The sequence below is a fragment of the Vibrio sp. SCSIO 43132 genome (genome assembly GCF_019904195.1).
GTDB lineage: Bacteria > Pseudomonadota > Gammaproteobacteria > Enterobacterales > Vibrionaceae > Vibrio > Vibrio nigripulchritudo.
Map to the genome: position 1 here is coordinate 115,914 of NZ_CP063199.1, position 22,294 is coordinate 138,207.

The 22,294-nt window shown below is 46.3% G+C and carries 27 protein-coding genes; 19 read left to right on the forward strand and 8 right to left on the reverse strand.

Annotation, left to right across the window (positions count from 1 at the left end; translation table 11 throughout):
* The first annotated feature begins 37 nt into the window (after window positions 1-37).
* Entirely contained in the window at window positions 38-490 is a 453-nt protein-coding gene (locus INR79_RS00550) for an EVE domain-containing protein (RefSeq protein ID WP_045967072.1), read from the forward strand.
* A gap of 6 nt (window positions 491-496) precedes the next feature.
* Here INR79_RS00550 and INR79_RS00555 read toward each other — a convergent pair whose 3' ends face one another.
* Both INR79_RS00555 and INR79_RS00560 read right to left on the reverse strand, forming a co-directional pair.
* Window positions 497-1,327 (reverse strand): Cof-type HAD-IIB family hydrolase, encoded by an 831-nt coding sequence (locus tag INR79_RS00555; protein WP_223095519.1) that lies wholly within the window; start codon window positions 1,325-1,327, stop codon window positions 497-499.
* A gap of 109 nt (window positions 1,328-1,436) precedes the next feature.
* On the reverse strand, window positions 1,437-2,432 hold the full coding sequence (locus tag INR79_RS00560) for an alpha/beta fold hydrolase (protein ID WP_223095520.1): 996 nt from the start codon (window positions 2,430-2,432) through the stop codon (window positions 1,437-1,439).
* Window positions 2,433-2,853: 421 nt separating this feature from the next.
* Here INR79_RS00560 and rhtB point away from each other — a divergent pair, with 421 nt between their 5' ends.
* The 6 genes from rhtB to arsJ all read left to right on the forward strand — a co-directional run bounded on the left by rhtB (window position 2,854) and on the right by arsJ (window position 8,216).
* Window positions 2,854-3,471 carry a homoserine/homoserine lactone efflux protein gene (gene rhtB, locus INR79_RS00565; RefSeq protein ID WP_022590379.1) on the forward strand — a complete coding sequence of 206 codons (618 nt, stop codon included), beginning with the start codon at window positions 2,854-2,856 and terminating at the stop codon, window positions 3,469-3,471.
* A 101-nt stretch (window positions 3,472-3,572) separates the two neighbouring features.
* Entirely contained in the window at window positions 3,573-4,841 is a 1,269-nt protein-coding gene (locus tag INR79_RS00570; RefSeq protein ID WP_004405218.1) for an EAL and HDOD domain-containing protein, read from the forward strand.
* Between the two features lie 157 nt (window positions 4,842-4,998).
* Complete coding sequence (locus INR79_RS00575; RefSeq protein ID WP_022552093.1) at window positions 4,999-5,331, forward strand: metalloregulator ArsR/SmtB family transcription factor; 333 nt, start codon at window positions 4,999-5,001, stop codon at window positions 5,329-5,331.
* Between the two features lie 68 nt (window positions 5,332-5,399).
* Window positions 5,400-6,401 carry an ArsJ-associated glyceraldehyde-3-phosphate dehydrogenase gene (locus tag INR79_RS00580; RefSeq protein ID WP_223095521.1) on the forward strand — a complete coding sequence of 334 codons (1,002 nt, stop codon included), beginning with the start codon at window positions 5,400-5,402 and terminating at the stop codon, window positions 6,399-6,401.
* Window positions 6,402-6,412: 11 nt separating this feature from the next.
* Entirely contained in the window at window positions 6,413-6,901 is a 489-nt protein-coding gene (locus INR79_RS00585) for a cyclin-dependent kinase inhibitor 3 family protein (RefSeq protein WP_223095522.1), read from the forward strand.
* Window positions 6,902-6,998: 97 nt separating this feature from the next.
* Window positions 6,999-8,216, forward strand: coding sequence for an organoarsenical effux MFS transporter ArsJ (gene arsJ / locus INR79_RS00590; protein WP_004405212.1), 1,218 nt, complete (start codon window positions 6,999-7,001; stop codon window positions 8,214-8,216).
* A gap of 99 nt (window positions 8,217-8,315) precedes the next feature.
* Here arsJ and INR79_RS00595 read toward each other — a convergent pair whose 3' ends face one another.
* Both INR79_RS00595 and INR79_RS00600 read right to left on the reverse strand, forming a co-directional pair.
* Complete coding sequence (locus INR79_RS00595) at window positions 8,316-8,786, reverse strand: Dps family protein (protein WP_223095523.1); 471 nt, start codon at window positions 8,784-8,786, stop codon at window positions 8,316-8,318.
* A 122-nt stretch (window positions 8,787-8,908) separates the two neighbouring features.
* Window positions 8,909-9,739 (reverse strand): LysR family transcriptional regulator, encoded by an 831-nt coding sequence (locus tag INR79_RS00600; protein ID WP_223095524.1) that lies wholly within the window; start codon window positions 9,737-9,739, stop codon window positions 8,909-8,911.
* A gap of 127 nt (window positions 9,740-9,866) precedes the next feature.
* On the opposite strand from INR79_RS00600, the gene INR79_RS00605 reads away from it, so the two are divergent.
* Window positions 9,867-10,586 (forward strand): SDR family oxidoreductase, encoded by a 720-nt coding sequence (locus tag INR79_RS00605; RefSeq protein ID WP_223095525.1) that lies wholly within the window; start codon window positions 9,867-9,869, stop codon window positions 10,584-10,586.
* Window positions 10,587-10,691: 105 nt separating this feature from the next.
* Window positions 10,692-11,711: an acyltransferase gene (locus INR79_RS00610; RefSeq protein ID WP_022590383.1), complete on the forward strand. Its 1,020-nt coding sequence runs from the start codon at window positions 10,692-10,694 to the stop codon at window positions 11,709-11,711.
* Here the strand turns inward: INR79_RS00610 and INR79_RS00615 are convergent.
* Window positions 11,708-12,037, reverse strand: coding sequence for a DUF2500 domain-containing protein (locus INR79_RS00615; RefSeq protein WP_004405199.1), 330 nt, complete (start codon window positions 12,035-12,037; stop codon window positions 11,708-11,710). The two genes, INR79_RS00610 and INR79_RS00615, sit on opposite strands and share 4 nt — an antisense overlap.
* 235 nt (window positions 12,038-12,272) lie before the next feature.
* Here INR79_RS00615 and INR79_RS00620 point away from each other — a divergent pair, with 235 nt between their 5' ends.
* The 4 genes from INR79_RS00620 (at window position 12,273) to INR79_RS00635 (ending at window position 15,388) form a co-directional block, all read left to right on the forward strand.
* The gene (locus INR79_RS00620; RefSeq protein WP_004405197.1) at window positions 12,273-12,641 is read left to right on the forward strand and encodes a hypothetical protein; all 369 of its coding nucleotides are present in this window, start codon (window positions 12,273-12,275) and stop codon (window positions 12,639-12,641) included.
* A gap of 918 nt (window positions 12,642-13,559) precedes the next feature.
* Window positions 13,560-14,180, forward strand: a complete 621-nt coding sequence (locus tag INR79_RS00625) for a lysoplasmalogenase (protein WP_223095526.1) — start codon at window positions 13,560-13,562, stop codon at window positions 14,178-14,180.
* Window positions 14,181-14,228: 48 nt separating this feature from the next.
* A complete protein-coding gene (locus tag INR79_RS00630) occupies window positions 14,229-14,465 on the forward strand; it encodes a YecH family metal-binding protein (RefSeq protein WP_004405195.1) in 237 nt (78 codons plus the stop codon).
* 332 nt (window positions 14,466-14,797) lie between these two features.
* On the forward strand, window positions 14,798-15,388 hold the full coding sequence (locus INR79_RS00635; protein ID WP_038123591.1) for a YhgN family NAAT transporter: 591 nt from the start codon (window positions 14,798-14,800) through the stop codon (window positions 15,386-15,388).
* A 57-nt stretch (window positions 15,389-15,445) separates the two neighbouring features.
* On the opposite strand, the gene INR79_RS00640 is transcribed toward INR79_RS00635, so the two are convergent.
* The gene (locus INR79_RS00640; protein WP_004405193.1) at window positions 15,446-15,712 is read right to left on the reverse strand and encodes a DUF1145 domain-containing protein; all 267 of its coding nucleotides are present in this window, start codon (window positions 15,710-15,712) and stop codon (window positions 15,446-15,448) included.
* Window positions 15,709-16,308, reverse strand: coding sequence for a 16S rRNA (guanine(966)-N(2))-methyltransferase RsmD (rsmD, locus tag INR79_RS00645; RefSeq protein WP_223095527.1), 600 nt, complete (start codon window positions 16,306-16,308; stop codon window positions 15,709-15,711). Before rsmD ends, INR79_RS00640 begins: the two co-directional genes overlap by 4 nt.
* 81 nt (window positions 16,309-16,389) lie before the next feature.
* On the opposite strand from rsmD, the gene ftsY reads away from it, so the two are divergent.
* From ftsY to glpG, 6 genes are all read left to right on the forward strand, one after another.
* Window positions 16,390-17,598, forward strand: a complete 1,209-nt coding sequence (gene ftsY / locus INR79_RS00650; protein ID WP_223095528.1) for a signal recognition particle-docking protein FtsY — start codon at window positions 16,390-16,392, stop codon at window positions 17,596-17,598.
* 29 nt (window positions 17,599-17,627) lie between these two features.
* Complete coding sequence (ftsE, locus tag INR79_RS00655; RefSeq protein WP_004405186.1) at window positions 17,628-18,302, forward strand: cell division ATP-binding protein FtsE; 675 nt, start codon at window positions 17,628-17,630, stop codon at window positions 18,300-18,302.
* Window positions 18,292-19,224, forward strand: a complete 933-nt coding sequence (gene ftsX, locus INR79_RS00660; protein ID WP_022552081.1) for a permease-like cell division protein FtsX — start codon at window positions 18,292-18,294, stop codon at window positions 19,222-19,224. The genes ftsE and ftsX overlap by 11 nt, the downstream gene beginning before the upstream one ends.
* 173 nt (window positions 19,225-19,397) lie before the next feature.
* Window positions 19,398-20,255, forward strand: a complete 858-nt coding sequence (gene rpoH, locus INR79_RS00665; RefSeq protein ID WP_004405181.1) for an RNA polymerase sigma factor RpoH — start codon at window positions 19,398-19,400, stop codon at window positions 20,253-20,255.
* 387 nt (window positions 20,256-20,642) lie between these two features.
* Window positions 20,643-20,963, forward strand: a complete 321-nt coding sequence (gene glpE, locus INR79_RS00670; protein WP_223095530.1) for a thiosulfate sulfurtransferase GlpE — start codon at window positions 20,643-20,645, stop codon at window positions 20,961-20,963.
* 8 nt (window positions 20,964-20,971) lie between these two features.
* Window positions 20,972-21,808 carry a rhomboid family intramembrane serine protease GlpG gene (gene glpG / locus INR79_RS00675; protein WP_223095532.1) on the forward strand — a complete coding sequence of 279 codons (837 nt, stop codon included), beginning with the start codon at window positions 20,972-20,974 and terminating at the stop codon, window positions 21,806-21,808.
* Between the two features lie 63 nt (window positions 21,809-21,871).
* On the opposite strand, the gene INR79_RS00680 is transcribed toward glpG, so the two are convergent.
* A complete protein-coding gene (locus tag INR79_RS00680) occupies window positions 21,872-22,282 on the reverse strand; it encodes a flagellar basal body-associated protein FliL (protein WP_022552078.1) in 411 nt (136 codons plus the stop codon).
* Window positions 22,283-22,294: the final 12 nt, after the last annotated feature.

Genomic DNA, 22,294 nt, shown 5'->3' on the forward strand with positions numbered 1-22,294 from the left:
TAACCTTAAGCCAGCCTTCGAAAAAGTGAGAGGTATTATGTCATATTGGCTCTTTAAAACTGAACCTGACGAGTTTTCTATTGATACCCTTAGGGTTAAAAATGTGTCGTGTTGGGAGGGAGTGCGCAATTATCAGGCACGAAACATGATGCGTGACGAGGTAAAACTCGGCGATCTGGTCTTTATCTATCACTCTTCATGCAAGCATATTGGCGTCGCTGGGATTGCGAAAGTAGTGAAAGAAGCCTACCCGGATCATTTTCAGTTTGACCCTGAAAGCGATTACTTTGACCCAAAATCAGACCCGGATAATCCTAGATGGGTCATGGTGGATATCGAGTTTGTACGTAAACTTGACCGCCTGATTCCGCTGGCGAAGCTAAAGTCCTTAACTGATCTTTCGGAGTTGCCGTTGGTGAAGAGAGGGAATCGCCTGTCCATCATGCCTGTATCAGAGCAGGAGTGGCAGACGATTCTGGATCAAGAATAAGATGATTTATCTAACAGAAAGCAAATGATCTTCAAGGTAGTGAGCAACTGCATCGTTCGCGTTGCTCCCTATGACTTCATTACTCGGTAATGCTTTCTTCACTTTCTCGTGAGACGTCTCCATTACCAGACCTTTACCCGCCATTTGCAGCATTTCAACATCGTTCATGCCGTCACCAAATGCAATGCAGTCCTGCAAAGTCAGCCCGAGTTGCTTTGCTACCGCTTCGAGTGCATCACCTTTGGATACCCCCGCAGCCATCACTTCAAGGCACCAAGGCGTTGAAAACGCGACATTCAGTTTATCGCCGTAATGCTCATTTAAGGCTTCTTCGTATTGCACCAGATGCTCGTGATCCGGATAGGTAAAGAAGAGTTTTGCAATACCGTCGGTAGGAGCTTGATTAACGTCGAATCGCTGGTAAGTAAATCCAGATTCTTCATGGAAGTTCTTTAGCTTTTCATCTTCTCTGTCCAGCAACCAGAGGTCGTCCTGATACATGTGAATGATGATTTCTCTGTCTTCTTTGATGATGTCTATGATGGGTTGCACCAGGGCGCCAGGCACATTCTGGCTGTACACCAGGTTGTCTTCTGTGTCGTGAACACGCGCTCCGTTTGACGTGATCATGTAAGCGGGAATACCAACCTGACCGCGTATACCTGCCACATCAACGTGGTGTCTGCCTGTTGCAAAAATAAAATGAAGCCCTTTCTCGTGCAGTGACTTCAGAGTGGTTTTACTGAATTCGCTGAGCTGGTGGTTAGGGGCGAGCAGAGTGCCATCCAGATCGGAGGCGACGATTTGAAATTCGGAGTGGCTTACGTTGCTAGTCATAGGGAATAGAAGATCTCTTTAGTTGGGTAAATTATCAACAGCTTTAGTGTAAAACAGGAGACACACAAAAAAGAGGGTAATTCCCCATTTCCTCTTTTTTTGTTTCGATTTAAGTACTCTGTTTTGACTGGAAAAAGCCTAGAATTTTAGACAGAGCAACATTTCGAATGTGGTCACGTTCAAACAGCAGCTCATGGCGGGAGTCAGGCAATATCAGCTTGTCGTTAGGTAAATTGGCGTGCTTCAGGTTATTGATGAAGGCTGATTGAGCCTCGTTACTGACGATAATATCGTCACCAGCCTGCAGCAACAGCAAAGGTGTTTTAATGTCGGCGGCGTGTTTTACGCACTGCTGCGCCGCAATTAAGCTCTGCCAGACCCAATGACTGCTTGGCCCGCCCAGTTTGAGTTGTGGCATGGTTTCATACAGTTCACGAAACCAGGTGTAGCGGGTTTTGCTGAAGGTTAATGGGTTGTTTTCGAACGGCTTGATCCAGTACGGACCTTGCCCGGGCGCGAAGTCAGGGGCTTTTGAAAAAGAGGAAATGACGCGGCTCAGCGTTTTGGCAATAGGCTTCATGTACCAGGAAAGATTGAGTCCAAACATGGGGGCGCTGAGCGCAGCCGCCTGAAAAGGCGCGCTCGGATGCGTCTGTAAGTAGCGTGCGATGATGGCCCCTCCCATGGAGTGACCGAGCAGAAAGGACTCCTCGTAACGTTCCACGTGAAACTGCGACACCATCAAATCTAGGTCTTCAACGTAATCCTGAAATTCGACCACATGCCCTAACTCAGGGTTATCGAGCAGCCTGTCCGACAGCCCTTGTCCCTGATGGTCATAGGAATACACGTCATAACCCTGTTGGAACAAATCAAAGAAAAGCTCCTGATACTTCCAGGTGCTCTCAATTCTTCCGTTTACTACCACAATGGCTTTGGTGTGCTCTGGTGAAGTAAACGACACCCAATAGAGTTGGCGCTGGTTTTTACCCTTCGCATAGCCGTGTTGCCTTTGTTGCCAAAAAGGCGCAATCTGTAGCTCGTAATTTTGCGAAAATGTGTCTTCCTGACTGAATGGGTAATGTGAAGAAGCGGTTTCGCTCATGGTTGTCTCTATTGAATGCCTGTGTATCTCTATATTGTATACCCAAGTGACCTCAATATGCTCGGCTCAGCGAGAATTAACTGGCTTTTCAGACAAGACACCGATTTAAAGATCTAGTGGCTCTAAATCAAGAATCGGTAACGCAGTATGAAAGCCAGTTAAACTCGCCCTTGGGAGCCCATATTCTGTCCCATTTCATCGTCAAAGAACTTGGAAAGGATGGGGCATTCCACTGCGTTCTTTTCCTTGAACTGGAACAGAATCTGAGGCTCTGAGTCCTGCATCTTGAGGTCACTTGGGTATATTCTTAAATGACGCTTAGATGTAGAGTCGATAGTTCATTTGCGGTAAATACGTGTTCAGATTTTGAGCGTTTCAATCATATTGAAGAGCCAGATGGCTGGGGTAAAAGGTTGTAAGAATGGATCTCCAGATTCTTTTGATGTACATCGCAACTGCGACGATATTTAGTTTCGCTCCGGGCTCAGGAACTGTGAACTCGATCAGCAATGGTATCAAATATGGGATGCGTAAGTCGTTACCAGCAATCTTGGGTTTACAAATTGGGCTTAGTTTTCATATCGTCTTAGTGGGAGCAGGGATAGGCACCTTGGTCGCACAGTCTGCGATCGCGTTCACCGTGATCAAGTGGGTCGGTGTGGCATACCTAATCTGGCTAGGTATCCAAAAGTGGCGTGAAACCGCGAGCTTACAGATATCTGAAGAGCAAAAAACGGTATCGGGATGGCAGTTAATGAGGAACGCAGTCTTCATTAATTTGACCAATCCAAAGTCCATTGTGTTTCTAGTTGCGTTGCTTCCACCATTTATCGATCCGGCTCAGGACCAGTTTACTCAACTGGCTATACTCGGAGTAACCACGATTATTATCGATGTATTGGTGATGCTCTTTTACACGGGAATGGCTGCGCAGTTTGGCAAACTGATTCGATCTGAAAAGGTGATGTCCAAAATGAACCGGATATTTGGCTCGATGTTTATCGGTTGCGGAGCTTTGCTAGCGACAGCAAGAGCTTAATGCACAACAGACTCTAACAATTTGGACTACCGATATATGTCGAAATACGGTATCTTCTCGGACCAGTGATACCTTCAGTTTGTGGTTTTGGGTAATTATCTATGTATACCTATGTTGCTCGGCAACCTATTCTCAATAATAAATGCCAGACCATAGGCTATGAACTCCTGTTCAGAGATGGGGAACACAACGCGTTTCCCGCTCACGTTGACTCCAACCGAGCGACTTATCGACTGATTGTCGAAAACTTCCTGTCGTTTGGCAGTAAAGTGACGTCTAAAGCCTCGCGCTATTTCATCAACTTCCCTCACGAAAGCCTTGTTCGACTGCTTCCTATGGCGCTGCCCAAAGAGCAGATCATTGTAGAAGTGCTGGAGACCTGCCGCCCGACGGAGGAGCTTCTACAAGCGATTCGCTATCTGCACCGACACGGTTATGCCATCGCTCTGGATGACTTTGACTTAGGTCCTGAGTGGGAGCGCTTCGTCCCTTACGCCAAAATCATCAAAATCGACTTGATGCAGGTGGGTGTGGAGCAAGCCTGTGAATACGTTCGTCAGAAAATCGCGGCAGGATCGAAATGCAAATTTCTGGCAGAAAGGGTAGAAACCTATCAGGAATTTGAAGCGGCACGGGAAGCGGGTTTCGACTTCTTCCAGGGTTTCTTCTTTAGTAAACCAGAAGTGATTCGCAATCGGGCGGTAAAACCTGAACAAATGCTAGCGCTGGAGCTTTTTCAGGAAGTGTGTCAGGCAGACGTGGATTATGACCGAGTCGAGCTACTGGTGACGCAGGACGTAACGCTCAGCTACCAGCTTCTTCGGTTTGTGAATGGTATGACGCCGCGTATTTCTGTGCCGATTTCCTCTTTTCGTCAGGCGCTGGTGTATCTGGGGCAAGATAAGCTTAAGCAGTTTGTTTCTTTGGTTGTGGCATCTTATGTTTCCAACAAGAAGCCACTTGAGTTGCACAAACTCTCCTTGCAGCGCGCCAGATTCTGTCACCTGATGACACGCTATCAACCGTTTGATAGCCAGCGCGATCAAGCCTTTATCATTGGTCTGTTTTCTCTACTCGACTCTTTCCTCGACCACTCGATGGACAGCTTGTTAGAACAACTGCCTTTGTGTGCAGAAATCAACATTGCTTTACTGCAAAGACAGGGGCCTCTTGGGCAACTCTTAACTCTTGAAGAGCGCTTTGAAAATGCAGACTGGGATGGCGTAGAAACCCTTTGTCAGTCTCTGAAACTCAAAGTTGATGATGTTCGCAATGAACTGCACGAAGCCATGACGTGGAGCGAACATATGCAGACCATGATCCTCAAAAATACCAACTTGACGCCTCCACCCAAAGCCGTCTGCTCTTAAGGCAAAAGATAAACTTCGACTTTACTGCTCCTGAGTGAATTCATTCAGGAGCAACCTCACTCTTTTATGACAATTCCGTGAATTCAAGAAAAACTGCTTGACCCAATCGGTTTGATTTTTAATATATATGGATATGCGAATATGTTGAGATTAAGCCATGTTACCCCACCTGTTTTTTAAAATGCTGTCAGACGAAACCCGTCTGAGGTGCCTGTTGCTGCTATCTCGAGAAGGTAGCCTTTGTGTGTGTGAACTGATGGATGCGCTGGAAGAAAGTCAGCCGAAGATTTCCCGACACTTAGCGCAGTTAAGGCAGTCCGGTGTGCTGGTGGATGAGCGCCGAGGTCAGTGGGTATATTACCGAATCGCTGCAGATCTTCCGGGGTGGCTCTCCAACGTGATAGAGGGCATTGCCAAATCCGAGTGCTTAAAAACGCAATATCAATCAGACATTGAGCGGTTGCAGCGTGCAGACAGGCCTTGTCAGTAACGGCTTTGCAACGGATTAAACTTAGGTCAACAGACCAATTATCTAAATTTTTGAATGGACAAAGAACGATGACGATTAAAGTAGGTATAAACGGTTTTGGACGCATTGGTCGCTTAGCACTAAGAGCGTCTTTCGATTGGCCAGAAATTGAATTTGTACACATCAATGATGTTGCGGGTAATGCAGAAACACTTGGGCATCTGCTTGAGTTCGATTCAGTACAAGGTCGCTGGCACCATGAAGTATCGGTAGAGAACACGGATATTGTGATTCAGGGGCAGCGTATTACCACTTCGCAAAATCAATCCATTGCAGACACAGATTGGTCTGGCTGTGATGTAGTGATTGAAGCCACTGGCGTGCACCGCAAAACTTCTTTTCTAAATCAATACCTTGAGCAAGGTGTCAAACGTGTTGTGGTATCTGCACCGGTGAAAGAAGAAGGCATCGCCAATATTGTGGTGGGTGTGAATGATGAGATCTTCGACCCTGCAGTACACAAAATTGTGACGGCAGCTTCGTGCACCACAAATTGTATTGCCCCTGTGGTGAAAGTGATTCATGAAAAGCTGGGTATTGAGCAGTCTTCGTTTACCACCATTCATGATCTGACCAATACCCAAACCATTCTGGATGCGCCTCACAAAGATCTTCGCCGAGCTCGCGCTTGTGGCATGAGCCTTATCCCAACTACCACAGGCAGCGCGACAGCGATTGTGGAAATCTTCCCAGAGCTGAAAGGTAAGATTAATGGCCATGCGGTACGTGTTCCTCTGGCTAATGCCTCTCTTACCGACATTATTTTCGATGTGAAAACCGACACCACGCCAGAAGAAGTCAATACGCTTCTGAAAGAAGCATCGGAAGGCGAATTAAAAGGTATTCTGGGCTTTGAAGAGCGCCCGTTGGTGTCGATTGACTACCGAGGTGATAAACGTTCGACAATTGTGGATGCGCAATCGACCATGGTTGTGGGAACGCGCATGGTGAAAATCTACGCTTGGTATGACAACGAAATGGGCTACGCCACGCGTACCGCTGAGTTGGTTCGCAATGTTGGTCTGGCGTAAGGAGAGTAGCAATGACACATCCTACCTGGAATTTAGATCTTGAATCGGGTGGCTTGGTACTGACACCTTGCCCTGGCACCAAAGGCGTAGCGCTGGAGGCGTCTCTTCAACAGCTTAAAGATGAAGGCGTGCAAGCCGTTGTGACGGCATTGGATAACGCCGAGCTAGCCAGCAAAGCAGTCAGTGAGCTGGGTGACATTACCGAAAAACTGGGAATGAAATGGTTCCAGATAGAGATAGAAGACGACTGCGCACCCAGTGATGCATTTACAGCGAAATGGCAAAAAGCCAGCCCAGAGCTGCACAAGATACTGAATCAAGGTAGTAAAGTGGCTCTGCACTGTATGGGAGGATCGGGCAGAACAGGTCTGTTTGCTGCGCACCTTCTTCTGGAAAAAGGCTGGGAACTTGCAGACATTATCCGCGAAGTACAGGCTCTTCGCCCAGGTGCATTCACCAAACCCGTTCAGGTTGATTACATCGAATGCGTCGCAGGTTAGCAGCTTATACAGCTTATACAGCTTTTGGATCATCATGATCCAAAAGCTTGTTTAACCTCCACATTAGATCGACCAATCCTAAATCTTGGGAGTTGTCATGTTTTCAGGCTTGAGTAAAAGCGTACGCCAATACATGTTGGTGACCTTTAACTATTGGAACTTTACCCTCACGGATGGTGCACTTCGAATGCTGGTGGTGCTTTATTTCCATGACTTGGGATACAGCACATTAGCCATTGCCTCTCTCTTCCTTTTTTATGAATTCTTTGGCGTTGTCACCAATCTTATTGGCGGCTGGCTCGGTGCCCGGCTTGGGCTAAATCGCACCATGAACATCGGCTTGGGCATGCAGATAGTTGCTCTGTCGATGTTAGCCGTACCCGCAGGCTGGCTGACCATACCTTGGGTAATGGCGGCGCAGGCGTTGTCTGGTATCGCAAAAGATCTGAATAAGATGAGTGCTAAGAGCGCCATCAAGACACTGGTGCCCGATGAAAATCAAGGTGCGCTTTATAAGTGGATCGCGATTCTCACTGGTTCTAAAAACGCGCTCAAAGGGGCGGGCTTCTTTATTGGTGGGTTACTGCTTTCGCTTGTCGGCTTTAAATCTGCTGTGTTGATTATGGCGGCTGTTCTTTTCTGTGTATTGATTGGCAGCTTGATTGCGTTAGAAAGCAACATGGGTAAAGCGAAAAATAAACCCAAGTTCAGCCAGATTTTCTCTAAATCCGAGAGCATCAATATTTTGTCTGCGGCGCGCATGTTCTTGTTCGGTGCACGTGACGTGTGGTTTGTGGTCGCACTTCCCATTTATCTTGGCTCTGTTTTCGGCTGGGACCACCTATGGGTGGGAGGTTTTCTCGCCAGCTGGGTGATCGCTTATGGATTTGTTCAAGGGTTTGCGCCCAAAATCACAGGCAAAGCGCAGGGCAGGGTTCCAGATGGTTCCGCGGCGTTGTATTGGGCGCTGCTGCTGGCGGTGATCACTGGTGTGATTGCGTATTCAGTGCAGATGGAATGGCACCCACAATGGGTGATCGTGATTGGTTTGATGATATTCGGTGCGGTGTTCGCCGTGAACTCGTCACTCCACTCTTACCTGATTGTCAGCTATGCCAAAGGCGATGGGGTATCGCTGGACGTTGGTTTCTACTACATGGCAAATGCCATGGGCAGACTGATCGGCACGGTATTGTCTGGCTGGGTATTCCAAGTTGCAGGACTGGCTGCGTGTTTGTGGGTGTCGTTTGGCTTCCTCGTCCTGACAGCAATAATCAGCATTAAATTGCCAAAGCATAAGCCTGTCACCGCTTAATTGAAAAACAAAAAAGCCCGGCGTTAAGCCGGGTTAAAGAGGGGAACTCTAAAACGGGTGTCACCCGAAAAAGTGCAAGGATTAGGTTTGAATCTTGTCTTACTGGAGCCAAGCGTTCAGCATCCAGACCAGCTTTTCCTGTTCGCGGATGTAGTCGCTCATTTGGGCGGCTGTACCTTCATCTTCTGCTTCTCCGGCAAGCCCGAGAATGTCACGTTGCTGGCTGATAAGCTGGCTAAAGCCTTTCACCAAACCTTTCATGGTGCTTTCACCATCAAATGCTTGTGTGTGTTCTGCAATGGTGCTGACTTCCAAATATTCAGTGAAGCTGTGAAGAGGAGTATGACCCAGAGTCAGAATACGCTCGGCAATTTCATCCACTTTGGTTTGTAGGTCAGTGTAAATTTCTTCAAATTTTTCATGCAATTCGAAGAAAGCGTGCCCTTTAATGTTCCAGTGGTAACCACGGCTGTTCATGTACAAAACCTGGTAGTTTGCTAGAAGCGTATTTAACGCTTTTGCCAGGTCTTCAGATTGTTGTTGGTCTAAACCGATAAGTGTCGTATTCATGATGCTCTCCCAATGTTTTCAGTATTCTTTCTGTCTATGGGAGTAGAATAGCGACTTTCTGCTGTTCGTTAAAATCGATTGTAATTATAAAATCAATAGTCAAAAGCTATTATAAATAGGTCCTAATTTCGATTGAGTGTTTTCAGCACCAATTGAAGTGCGGGGTTCAGGCTGGTGTTGGTGGGATAACAGAGCCCGACACGGCGGAACATTCTAGGGCCGTTAAGCGGTTTGGTGATCAGCATATTCGAGGCTTCCAGGACGCCAGTCGGAAGAAATGAAATCCCAACCCCAGCTTGTGCTAGGTGCATGACTTGGGTTTTGTGTTCCGCTTTGGCAACTAAATTAACGGCTAACCCATCGCATGCAAGCAGACCGACCGTTTGTTGGTGCGCTTCACAAGGCGGACATTCTACGAAGTCGTGTTGATGCAACTGATTAAGGTCAACCGACTCCTGTCTGGCGAGCGGGTGCTCTGGCAGCATACAGAGCACGTAGTCCTCTTCCCAAAGCGGAGAGAAGATCTCGTCCTCCTGCTGGAACATATCTAACGAAATACGTGCATCGTAATCGGCATTATGATCCACCAGTTCTACCAGCAGGCTCGGGGCGTGTCTGGCAAGCTTAGCCAGCAGTTTTGCCAGTTCAGACTGACTGATGTCTGGAAAAGTGGCCAGCCTGATAGGCAAGCATTGGTTGCGCTCCTGGAACAAGGTAGGCAGCTTCTGCACGTCGTGAAGCAATCGGATTGCCAAAGGGTATAAGTGGTGGGCTTCATCGGTGAGATCCACCCCTTTTTTATGCCTGACGAAGAGAGATGTATCCAGCTCTTCTTCAAGTTGTTTGATAGCATTAGAAATAGAAGGCTGGGAAACAAAGCAGCGCTCGGCTGCCAGTGTGATGTTCTTTTCTTCATAAACGGCAACAAAGCTTTTCAGCAGACGCAAATCCATAATCGACTCGTTTTCTTTTTATCTATAACTCAAACTTATCATAAACCTCAGAAAACGATATTTATCATTTATTTCTCTTATCCATATAGTGTCCTTCGTTCCGGTGAAACAAACAGAGAGAAAGAAAATGTCCAAATTAATCGTTATTACAGGTGCCAGTTCAGGTATTGGGGAAGCGACCGCGAAAAAGCTGTCTGCAGAGGGTTACTCATTGCTTCTTCTGGCGAGACGCATTGAAAAGCTTGAAGCGTTAAACCTGCCTAACACCTTGTGTCGTAAAGTCGATGTAACTGATGTAGAAAGCTTCAAAGCGGCCATCGAAGAAGCAGAAGCGCAGTTTGGTCCTGTCGATGGTTTAATCAACAATGCAGGTGTGATGCTACTGGGCAATGCTCATGAGCAAAATCCTCAAGAGTGGAAAACCATGTTTGATGTGAATGTGATGGGGCTGCTCAATGGCATTCACGTCGTACTGGCGAAAATGAAAGCCCGCAAATCGGGCACCGTGATTAACATCAGCAGTATTGCTGGCCGCAAAACCTTCCCAAGCCATGCTGCGTACTGCGGGACTAAGTTTGCAGTGCACGCCATTACAGAAAATATCCGCGAAGAAGTGGCTGATGACAGCGTTCGAATGATCACCATTGCTCCAGGTGCCGTTGAAACAGAATTGCTAAGCCACACCACAAGCGACGAAATCAAAGCGGGTTATGAAGACTGGAAAGAAGGTATGGGCGGTGTGATTGCACCAGAAGACATTGCGAATGCGATCAGCTATGCCTATAACCAGCCACAGAACGTTTGTGTGCGTGAGATCGTAATTGCGGCTACTCGCCAGCCTGCATAATGTGATGTAGATAACTGTTTCTAAACCTTCACATTCTTCTGACGGTGAGACTGATTTCCCCTCGAGATTTTACTGATATATTTCATGACAAATCGGGGGAGATTTATGCAACAACGGGTATTTTATCTGGACCTTTTACGCTGCGTCGCTGCCATCGCTGTGGTGGCGATTCACGTATTGGGTCCATATCGACATATGCTGGGAGACGCGCCACTTTCTCATTGGTTGAGTGCTGCAAGTATAAACAGTGCGATTCGATGGGCTGTCCCCATATTCATTATGATCACAGGTGCGCTGTTGTTGAGTGATCGTCGACCGTTTGACTTGCGTTACTACGTTCAACGAAGAGTCGTGAAAGTGGTCTTGCCGTTTTTGGTCTGGTCATTCTTTTTTGCCTGGGTTGCGTCTTTGTCTCCAACAGGTTCTATAGACTGGCAACTATTTCAGGAAAAAATCACGGGCTTTTTCAGTCACGAAACCTATTACCATCTTGGCTTCTTTTACTATTTCATCCCTCTTTATTTTGTCGCGCCGTTTCTTGCTCATTTAGCAAAGCATGCCGATCATTCCCCCTTGATTGCATTGCTGGTGGTCTGGCTTTCAACGACGGCGCTAAACTTGTTTTACATTGATGGTCTTTGGTCAAACGACTTGTGGCTTTTCTCTGGTTACTTGTTGTTGGGGTATCTGCTTTTTGCTCAAGAGCGCGTTTCTGGATCGTCGGTCATGCTGATGTGCGCCATAGCGATTGCAGCTATCTTGTGTAACGCCTATCAAGTTGTGACTCTCAGTTTAGAAGCGGAGCAGTATCGAGTAGGAAGGTGGCTGTCTTACAAAACCATTAACACAGTAGTGGAAGCCGCCGCGCTGTTTTTGTTAATTAGGTATCTTGCACCAAGTTTAAGCCGGAAGACTAAAGAGGTCGTGTCTTTCGTAAGCCGCCATAGTCTAGGGATATACCTGGTACATCCCTTGATTTTGCTACCTTTATATCAATGGCGTTGGTATGAGGGCAACCATGCTCTTTGGATCATTCCAGTGTGGACGGTGATCGGTTTTTCGGGTGCCCTTGCCTTAAGTTGGGGGTTGTCCAGGACGCGATATACGCGGTGGTTGGTGCCTTAGCGCTTCATCGCAAAGTGAAGAAACTTCTGACCCTGATAGGTCAGTGTGCCTTTATCGCCCGGATTCAGTGCCTGATAGTAGTGAACACCAATCTGAAATTCGCGTTTAGGTCCGACTTTCCCTTTCTGGACATAGATCCAATACTCTTGAGGTTCTTCGCCGGGCTGTGCGTCGGGGACATCAATGATTTGTTTGTCCAAAACCGTGACTTCGGCTTTCTGCTCAGGCGCATCTTCGCCTAACGTGTGTTGTTTCTGAAAGCGAACAAAATACCAGCCAGCCGCAATAGCCAGTACAAGTAGAAGAGCGAATAGAGTTACAGGCATGTGAGTATCATCTTTGAAACACAATGGAGCTCAATTTTACTCTCAGAGGCGTGTTCGTCATATAAGTGCGGCACAAAGCGTGATCTAGCTAGAGAATTTGTTGCCGTAAATGCGCTAAATTCAAACGAGGATAGCCATAAAACAGCGAGTTAGGTACTTATATACTGTCATCAGTTATGAAACTGGTTTAGAGGCATGGACAAAGTCCGGTACTTCTCTGTAAGGAGGCACTCTTATGTCAGATATCGAAAAAGTCGTGATACGAACCCGTCGTTTGGAAAAGCTGCTGCGCCAGCAGTATCACGCATCTGGCGCGAATATGGATCAGCTCATCAGCAGTTGTGAAGAACGTTTGCCTCACGATGTGATCGACAAACTTCGCTCAGTCGCTGCCACCCGGGATTCATTGGTGAATGATGAGAATGATATTGATCTGGATAATCCGGGGCAGTTTTTAAAGCTTTGTGATGAGTGTGAAAAGGAACTGACCCCAAGAAGTGGGAGATTCATATGGGGAGTCGCACTCAGCTTGATGGTGTTGATCACCTTAGCTGCGCTGAGCTTTTACTACGCACATTGGCAAGAATTAAGTAAGCATCTTTAAAATACAGATAAAACGAAAAAGGGTGACGCATTTGCGTCACCCTTTTTCGTTGGGGTATGAGTCAAAAACTTATACGTAAAGCATTGGCAGCGTCATCAAACCAACAACTACTGCAATCATCACAAGTCCTTGTCTTTGGGAAGGTGTAATCATAACACTGCTCCTAAAAATCTTTATTTAACCGTTGACAAAAAGAATAGCATTACTTTTGGGGGTTGATCAAGTTTTATTTGATCTGATTTTCAAAAGTATAAGTTTTCTATTCTTAAAGTGACCGAAAATCGTCACTTTAATGTCAGGTTTTTGTTGTTTTATATTTGTTCGATATTTGGTTTTTCTTTGAAATTTTGATTTAAATTGTTGTATTTAAATGGTTTTATTTTGTTTCTATTTTGCTCTAATAGTTGTCTTGTTTAAATGAGGTCTAGAGTGGAACTGATCGTTGTTGGTCTAATAAAACGTTGTTTTCGGTGTTTTCTATGTACTGGGTTGTTTTTAATTGAGAATAGATATCAACAACATGGTGGTCATTAAGATAGATTTAATTAAGAATGACATACTGCCTCCGTGTCTTTCTTAGAGAGTTCTTCTTAATGATTTCCATTTATATTCATTAAAAAACAATAAGTTAAATTTATTTTTAGATTGGTTTTATAAGTTCAAAATGTGATTTTTTTCTATTTGAATAGTGTTTTTATAGAGAAAATGTCAATGAGTGATGCAAGGCGAGAGATTCACAAACGTTGTTAATGTTATGTGTCAGTATGTTGAATGCCTGTTCTTATTTACTGTTTGAAGATTAATCCAGATCGAATATTGAGCATTTGTCTCTGGACTTCATTTGAGCTCTCTCTACACTGACCCTCTACTTTAAGAGTAGCTGAATTTGGCGAACGGTTATTAAGAGGTCAATAGCACGTGAAGCAAACCAACCTACTAGACATTGCAACCCAAAGCTCCGGCGATAAAAGTAACGCGATCTTCCGACCGCTTGTTGCGGCATTGCTGTGCATTGCTATTTGGGTAACTGCACCGAATGCAGATGCAACGCAATGGATGCTAGGAGGCTTTATTACCCTGTGCCTGAGCGACCTGGTTCGTGGACTGACTCTGCCCACATCCAAAGTTGCGTTTGCCTCCGACCTTGTTGGGATTGCCGCTATTAGTGGTGCATACTGGTCCCAGCTTGATAGCGAGATCATTTGGTGGTTACCAGCTTTCCTGTTTGCGTCTGGTGTAATTGTATTTCTGCTAATGCTTCCGCAGCTCGACACACTACTTGCCCCTGTGACTTTGATGGGAATGGTGCTGGTTCAGTTGCTATGGGCTTCGGGAGAAGTCTGGCTGGCGCAAATGAGCCTGTTTAGCCTGATTGGCTTTATTGGCAGTTTGGTCTTACTGGCGTCACAAATGCTTTTTGTTCTCCACCATTACAGAAAGCCCGTTCAGAACGGAGAAGCCTGGGGATCAGTCAGCTACTTTGTTGCGCTGTTTTTCATCGCTTTATCCATTATCTTTGCGTTACATCAAACAGCCTGATTGAGCTTCCATTACGCTGAACCTTCATCAGTGTAATCCGGAGGTCTTATGTCCCAATCTATTCATGCACACCAAGTGCTTAACCTTCTTGCCGAGCAACCACTTACCATTCAAGCTCTCACTCAGAAAATTGAAGCAGAATTCGGTGCGGATGCGACTTTTCATACTTGCAGCAAAGAAGGCATGACCATTGAAGCCTTATTGGAGTTTTTCATTCAAAGGCAGAAAGTGTTTATTGAAGGTGAACTTATTTCTCTGAACGCAGCGCGAGTCTGCTCCCACTAAACAAAATGCAACTAAGTCCAATTGAGGCATATACCCAAGTGACCTCAAGAAGCAGGATTCAGAGCCTCATATTCTGTTTCAATTCAAGGAAGAGAACGCAGTGGAATGATGGGTCCTTTCCAAGTTCTTTGACGATGAAGTGAGACAGAATATGGGCTCCCAAGGGCGAGTTTAACTGGCTTTCATACTGCGTTACCGATTCTTGATTTAGAACTACTAGATCTTCAAATCGGTGTCTTGTCTGAAAAGCCAGTTAATTCTCGCTGAACCGAGCATCTTGAGGTTACTTGGGTATATACTTGTCGGCATTTGATGTCGACTTGAGATTTTTGATGGATATTTTGTCCGCTGCTGTCATGTTGTTTCTGATTATGGACCCACTCGGCAACCTTCCGGTTTTGCTGTCCATACTCAAACATCTGGACCCTAAGCGAAGAAGAAAAATACTGGTTCGGGAACTGTTCTTCGCGCTGCTGATTTTGATGCTGTTCCTGTTTGCGGGTCAGAAAATTCTGAACTTCCTGCATGTCCAGCCGGAAACGTTAAGCATATCTGGGGGGATCATCCTCTTTATCATCGCGATTCGAATGATATTTCCACAGCCAGGTGGTGTAACCGGGCTTGCCGCAGGTGAAGAGCCTTACATTGTCCCTATCGCCATCCCTATGATTGCAGGACCTTCGGTGATCGCCTCGTTGCTACTTCTTTCTAACCAGGCTCCGGACAGGCTGTGGGAATGGTCAGGAGCGGTAATGATTGCCTGGGGTGCCAGCTTCCTGATTCTGATGTTCTATGATTTCTTCCATAAACTGTTGGGAGAACGTGGTCTAAAAGCCGTCGAGCGCTTGATGGGACTGCTTCTGGTGATCATCTCCACCCAAATGTTTCTGGATGGTGTTAGCTCATACTTCAAGGCTGCCTAATCTAATCACTCAGCTTAATAACAAAGAAGCCGCAACATCTGTTGCGGCTTCCTTTTATTACATCATGTATTTTCGGCGAATATCCAATAGCGAGAAAATACCAAACAGCAATATCGACCATTTTTCCCAACGCGTGGTTTGAACTTTATCGCCAAACGCACCAATGAAAATTAACATCTGTAAACCATGCATGATGAACAGAAATGCGGTCATGATGTACAGAGCAATGGCAGCTTTTCCTGGAAACGGATGAAAAATATTCACCAACAGGACCAGCCAGACAAACGCGATGGCTGCTTTCGCAAGAACCAGAAGTATCTTCATTTCTCTTCCCTTTCAAACAAACGGTAGCAAACCTGCCCCGCGGTTTTCTCGCGGTACAGCTGCCAATGAGCCGGAATGGAATCCAGAGCCAGCTCTTTTTCCGCTTCAATATAAATCATCGCATTGGCGCTTAACCAGCCATTTTGTTCAAGCAAATGTATCACAGCGTCCAACAGGTCTTTTCGAAAAGGCGGGTCTATAAACACCACATCGTGTGCCGAGCCGGTCTGTTTTAAAAAGTCCAACGTATCGGCATGAATGGCTTCAATAGAATCTGTCTTCAGCGTTTGAATATTGGCAAGCAATTGCTTGTGTGCCTGAGGATTCATTTCCAGCATAGTGACACTGCTCGCCTGACGGCTTGCTGCTTCGAACCCAAGTCCACCCGAACCTGCAAATAGGTCCAAAACCTTTGCTTGAGGGACATCCTGAGCCAGCCAGTTGAATAAGGTTTCTTTGACTCGGTCGGTAGTTGGGCGCAGCCCTTCAGCATCGTGAACAGGGAGTTTTCTGCCGCGCCAAAGCCCGCTGATGATTCTGACAAAGCCACTGGATTGTTTTTTTTGTGATGAGTTTGACTGACGACGTCTTGCCATAGATTTTTTGACCGAGAATAAAGTGATAGTATACGCGGTCAAGTGTACCAGAAAGTTTTTGATGTTTATTTAGGAACCCCGATGACAGGTAAGAAAAAACGCGGATTATTGTCTTGGCTGGGCTTTGGTGAAGAAGAGCAAAACCAGCAAGCCAACCAACAGACGCAAGATGGCGCTGGAGAACAAACAGAGCAGCCAGAAACCCCATCACAGCCTCCTGTCGCTGAAGAAATTAAGGAAGAAGCTGTTACTGAAACAGTGGATGAAACCCTAGAAGACACGCAGGACATTCCCGAGCAGGCAGAGACAACGGAAGAAATCGTTGAGGAGCCCGCTAAACCTGAAGTGATTGAGCAGGAAAAGCCAACAGAAAGCTTCTTCACTCGCCTGAAGCGTAGCCTGAGTCGCACCAAAGAAAACATCGGTGCAGGTTTCTTTGGCATGTTCAAAGGCAAGCAGATCGATGAAGACCTGTTTGAAGAGCTGGAAGAGCAGCTTCTGATTGCCGATGTGGGTATGAACACCACAGTGAAAATCATCGACAGCCTGACGGAAAAAGCCTCTCACCGCGATTTAAAAGACGGCGAAGCGCTTTATGGTCTGCTGAAAGAAGAAATGGCAGACATCCTGAGCCACGTTGAGCAGCCACTTGAAGTCGATACAACCAAGACCCCTTACGTGATCTTGATGGTAGGTGTGAATGGCGTTGGTAAAACGACCACCATCGGTAAGCTTGCGAAACAGTTCCAGTCTCAGGGCAAGAAAGTCATGTTAGCCGCGGGTGATACCTTCCGCGCTGCAGCAGTAGAACAACTTCAGGTATGGGGTCAGCGTAATGATGTCCCTGTGATCGCCCAACACACGGGTGCCGATAGTGCTTCTGTGATTTACGATGCCATTGAAGCAGCGAAAGCGCGTGGTGTAGACGTGGTGATCGCCGACACTGCGGGTCGCTTGCAAAACAAGAGCAACCTGATGGAAGAGCTTCGCAAGATTGTGCGTGTGATGCAGAAGATTGATGGCTCAGCTCCACACGAAATTATGCTAACGCTTGATGCGGGTACCGGGCAAAACGCCATCAGTCAGGCAAAACTGTTCAGCGAAGTAGCACCAATTACGGGCATTACGCTAACAAAACTTGATGGAACTGCCAAAGGTGGCGTAATTTTCGCCATTGCTGATCAATTTAAGATTCCAATTCGCTATATTGGTGTAGGCGAAGGTATCAATGACTTGCGACCATTTGAAACGCAAGAGTTTATTGATGCACTATTTAGCCGAGAAGATTAAATACGGCGAACAGATAGGAATCAGCACGCGTGATCAGGTTTCAGCAAGTCAGTAAAGCATATCGTGGCGGCAGACAAGCTCTGCAAAAGGTGGACTTCCACCTGCGCCGCGGAGAAATGGCCTTTCTTGGTGGGCATTCAGGAGCAGGGAAGAGTACCCTGCTCAAACTCATTTGTGCGATAGAACGCCCTACCGATGGCAAGATAAGCTTCAACGGGCACGACATTACTCGTATAAAAAACAATGATATACCTTTCTTGCGCCGCAATATCGGTATCGTGTTCCAGGACCACTGTCTGCTGATGGATCGAACCGTTTACGACAATGTCGCCCTCCCGATGCGTATCGAGTCTGTTTCTGAAAATGAAATCAAGCGTCGTGTGTCAGCCGCGCTGGATAAAACCGGATTGCTCGACAAAGCACGTTGCCTGCCTAATCAACTATCTGGTGGTGAACAGCAACGCGTTGGTATTGCCCGCGCCGTGGTAAACCGCCCAACTTTGCTGCTTGCGGATGAGCCTACAGGTAATCTCGATCAGACCTTATCGAACAAAGTGGTGAGTTTGTTTGATGAATTCAATCGTGCAGGTGTGTCCATATTGTTTGCCACTCACGACGTCGATTTGATGAATACGCGTCCTCAGTATCGCCGTCTGGAGCTGAATCAAGGCTTTTTGAGTGAGGTAGATTCCTATGGGCGCTAATAATCGACCAAAAACCGATGGTTTTCTAAAGCTGCACTTCAAACAGGCCAAAGCATCTTTAGTCGAATTACTGAAGAGACCGCTTGGCAACATGCTGACCTTCGCCGTCATTGCAATGGCGTTAACCTTGCCTGCAAGTTTGTATCTGGTCGGAAAAAACCTCAGCGTTGCGGCGCAGGGTATGAATACCTCTTCCCAAATTAACGCCTTTTTGATCGAACAGACCCCCGAAGCCCGTATCATGGTGCTGAAAGACGAGTTAGAAGGTTTCACTGAAATAAAAGCGGTGGAATACGTGTCTTCTCAACAGGGGCTGGAAGACATGAGCCAGCACGCGGGTCTGGAACAGGCTTTGTCATTGCTGGACGATTACGCGCTCCCTGCGGTGTTGGTTATTACTCCAAACGTAACTGACCAGTCTGAGTTATCTCAGCTTTCCATCAAGCTTCAAAATTACTCGGAAGTGACGGACGTCCGCATGGACGAAGACTGGTTAGAAAGACTAGGCGCAATCCGCAATCTGGCGTTAATTCTGGCAGCAGCGCTTGGCGTGTTGATGTTAGGTGCGGTCTTTTTGATTGTGGGTAACACATTAAGATTCAACGTGCTGGCGCACAAAGAAGAAATTCAGGTCATGAAGCTCATCGGCGCTACCGATAGCTTTATATTAAGACCCTATCTGTATACTGGTATGTGGTTTGGTGGTATCAGCGCGATTGCTGCGTGGATTTTAACTGCAATTATTACTATTGTTTTGAATGGTGCGGTGGAAGACCTCGCTGTGCTATACGACAGCCAGTTCCGTTTGATCGGGTTGAACTGGGATGAAACCGTCATCTTACTGATGATAGGAACGGCACTCGGTTTAGTGGCTGCAAAGCTTTCCGCTCAACGCCACTTGAGAGAAATTGAACCTGTGTAACAAATTTAAGTCATATATTGTGGCGAATGGCGTTGCAGACAAGATCTCTGACTTGCCAGTGACGTTTAACTATGGATAATAACTTTCCCCCTCTTGGATTTGTTCATTTTGAGTTCAAGAAGGCGAGTTTAAATTAACCATTGCTCTAAATTCAGAGACAAATGAGGAATTGAATGACTAAGCAAGCGTATCCGATGGCTCTAGTTACACAAGATAGCCTAGACAGCTATATCCGTTCAGTGAACAGCTACCCAATGCTGACCGCTGAAGAGGAGCGTGAACTGGCCGAGCGATTACACTACAAAGGCGAAATTGACGCGGCGAAAGGGCTGATTCTTTCTCACCTTCGATTTGTTGTTCACGTGGCGAGAGGTTACTCTGGCTACGGTCTTCCAATGGCTGACTTGGTTCAGGAAGGCAACATCGGATTGATGAAAGCGGTGAAACGCTTTAACCCTGAAGTTGGGGTTCGTCTGGTGTCTTTTGCTGTTCACTGGATCAAAGCTGAAATTCATGAATACGTACTGCGTAACTGGCGTATCGTTAAGATTGCGACCACTAAAGCGCAACGTAAGCTTTTCTTTAACCTGCGTAAGAACAAGAAACGTCTTGGCTGGTTTAATAACGGTGAAGTAGAAACCGTGGCTCGTGAGCTGGGTGTAGAGCCTTCAGAGGTGCGTGAGATGGAATCTCGTCTTGCTGCACAAGATGCCACGTTCGAAATGCCGACCGAAGACGACGATTCAGCTGCAGCTTACTCAGCGCCAGTGCTTTACCTCGAAGACAAGCATTCTGATGTTGCTGAAAACGTAGAAGCATCCAACTGGGAAACGCATACCAACAACCGTCTTAGCCACGCTTTGGCAACATTGGACGAACGCAGCCAGCACATTGTGCGTTCACGTTGGTTAGATGATCAGAAAGCGACGCTTCAGGAATTGGCAGATACTTACAGTGTCTCCGCAGAGCGAATTCGTCAGCTCGAAAAGAACGCGATGAAGAAGCTGAAGCTGGCAGTAGGCGAGTTCTGATTTAGTTCTTAAATTTTTAGAAAGCCGGGATCCGAAAGGACCCGGCTTTTTTGATCTTTCAAATAAGGCTGGCTTGTGGATAACTCTGTGAAAATAACTTTCGGTATAAGTGAGAAATACGGGTGTATATTGGTGTGAAGACCCTTTTGTCCTATGGGGATATGTTTACTCTTACACACAGAAAAACAAAGATCATCACTACATATTGTGGATCTAAGATCCAAAAAACACTTTATCAACGCAATCCACAGAGTTTTCCACAAATGGTGCAAAATTACACAGCCGTGGATAACCTTATTACTTCCAAGTCTAACTTTGCCTTTGGATACGTTACACTTGAGGTCATAAAAAAGTTTACTCAAAGAACGTCACATAATAAGGAATCCAATGGAGCAGTTTAAGCATATTGATGTCTTACAAGCACAGCAGAAATTAGAAAATGGCGAAGCAGTGATGGTGGATATTCGTGACCCTCAGTCGTTTGCTCTGGCACATGCACCGAGCGCATTTCACCTGACTAACGATACGATTGTGTCTTTTATGAATGAGCATGAGTTTGAGCAGCCTATTTTGGTGATGTGCTATCACGGTGTGAGTAGCCAGGGTGCAGCGCAATACATGGTGAATCAGGGTTTTGAGGAAGTGTATAGCGTCGATGGTGGTTTTGAAGCTTGGCAGAGAAGCGGACTCTCTGTTGAGACGGCATAGGACAATAAGTGATAAGACTGGCGGAAGTAGACAACCCTAGACTGGGTCAAGCCTATATTGATTATATGGCATCAAGAGATATCTTGGTTGAGATGATGCCAGAGGGCGAAGGGCGCTTTGCCTTGTGGCTGTTGCATGATCAGGACGCAGAAGAAGCCAAAGCTGAGTTTTCTGCCTTTATTCGTGACCCCGGCGATCCCAAGTATTCAGAAGCTTCCTGGAAAGTGGCGGAAAGTCGAAAGCGCCAGTTTCGCTACCATTCTCCCTCTGTCGGTTCCATGATTGCTGCAAAAGCCGGTCCGGTTACTATGATTGGGATGGTGGTTTGCGGGGTCATATTCTTTGCTCAAATTATTGGTTTTGAACGAGCACTTTTAGAGCTCTTTCATTTCCCGGCATCTTCTCAGCAAGCATTTGAAATCTGGCGTTGGTTTACTCATGCCATTCTGCACTTCTCTGTTTTACATATCGTGTTTAATGTTCTTTGGTGGTGGCAGCTTGGTGGCGATATCGAGCGAAAGCTGGGTAGTGGCAAAGTCATTCAAATCTTTTTAGTATCCGCAGCGGTTTCTGGTCTTGGGCAGTTTATTGTCGCCGGTCCTAACTTTGGCGGTTTGTCCGGAGTGGTGTATGCCCTGCTCGGATACATTTGGATGCTCAGTTGGAAAGCGCCACATCTTGGGGTTACGATCGCTAAACCGATAGTTGGTTTTATGTTGGTTTGGCTTATTTTCGGATTTGCCCAGCCTTTTATGGCAATCGCCAACACGGCACATGTGATGGGCTTAGTGGCTGGCTGTGTTATGGGGCTGGTTGACGCGCACACTAAACGTGTATTGAAGTAAAAATCACGCATAAAAAGAGGCGCTTTCACGCCTCTTCTCATCTAGCTTTCTGAGTGGTCTTTCTTACTGGTATAGATATTTGGTGAACAGCAGATCTGACACCACGGTTTTACCTGTCTCGGGAAGCAATATTTCATTCAAGTGCGCCATCAGTTGTTTGCGCAGCTCTTCTCTACCCGACAAAGACTTCACTGTGTCTTCCCCTTGTTTTCCAAGCAGTTCAATGACTGCATCTCGAATCAGAGGAGTATGTTGCTCAAGCAACGGGACAAAGGTCGCATCAGGCACCATAATATCTATACGAACTTGTAGATATCCAAGCTTCTTACCATTGGTGTGGAAGTTAGTCGTCAAGTCCGGTTGCAATGTGTAGTACGCAAATTGCGGTCCGGTCTTTTCTTCTTCAGCAGCTCCCGCAACCGAAAAGAGCAGTGCAAAAGCTAAGATAAATGGCTTTATAAGATTTCGAATCATAATGGGTCTTTT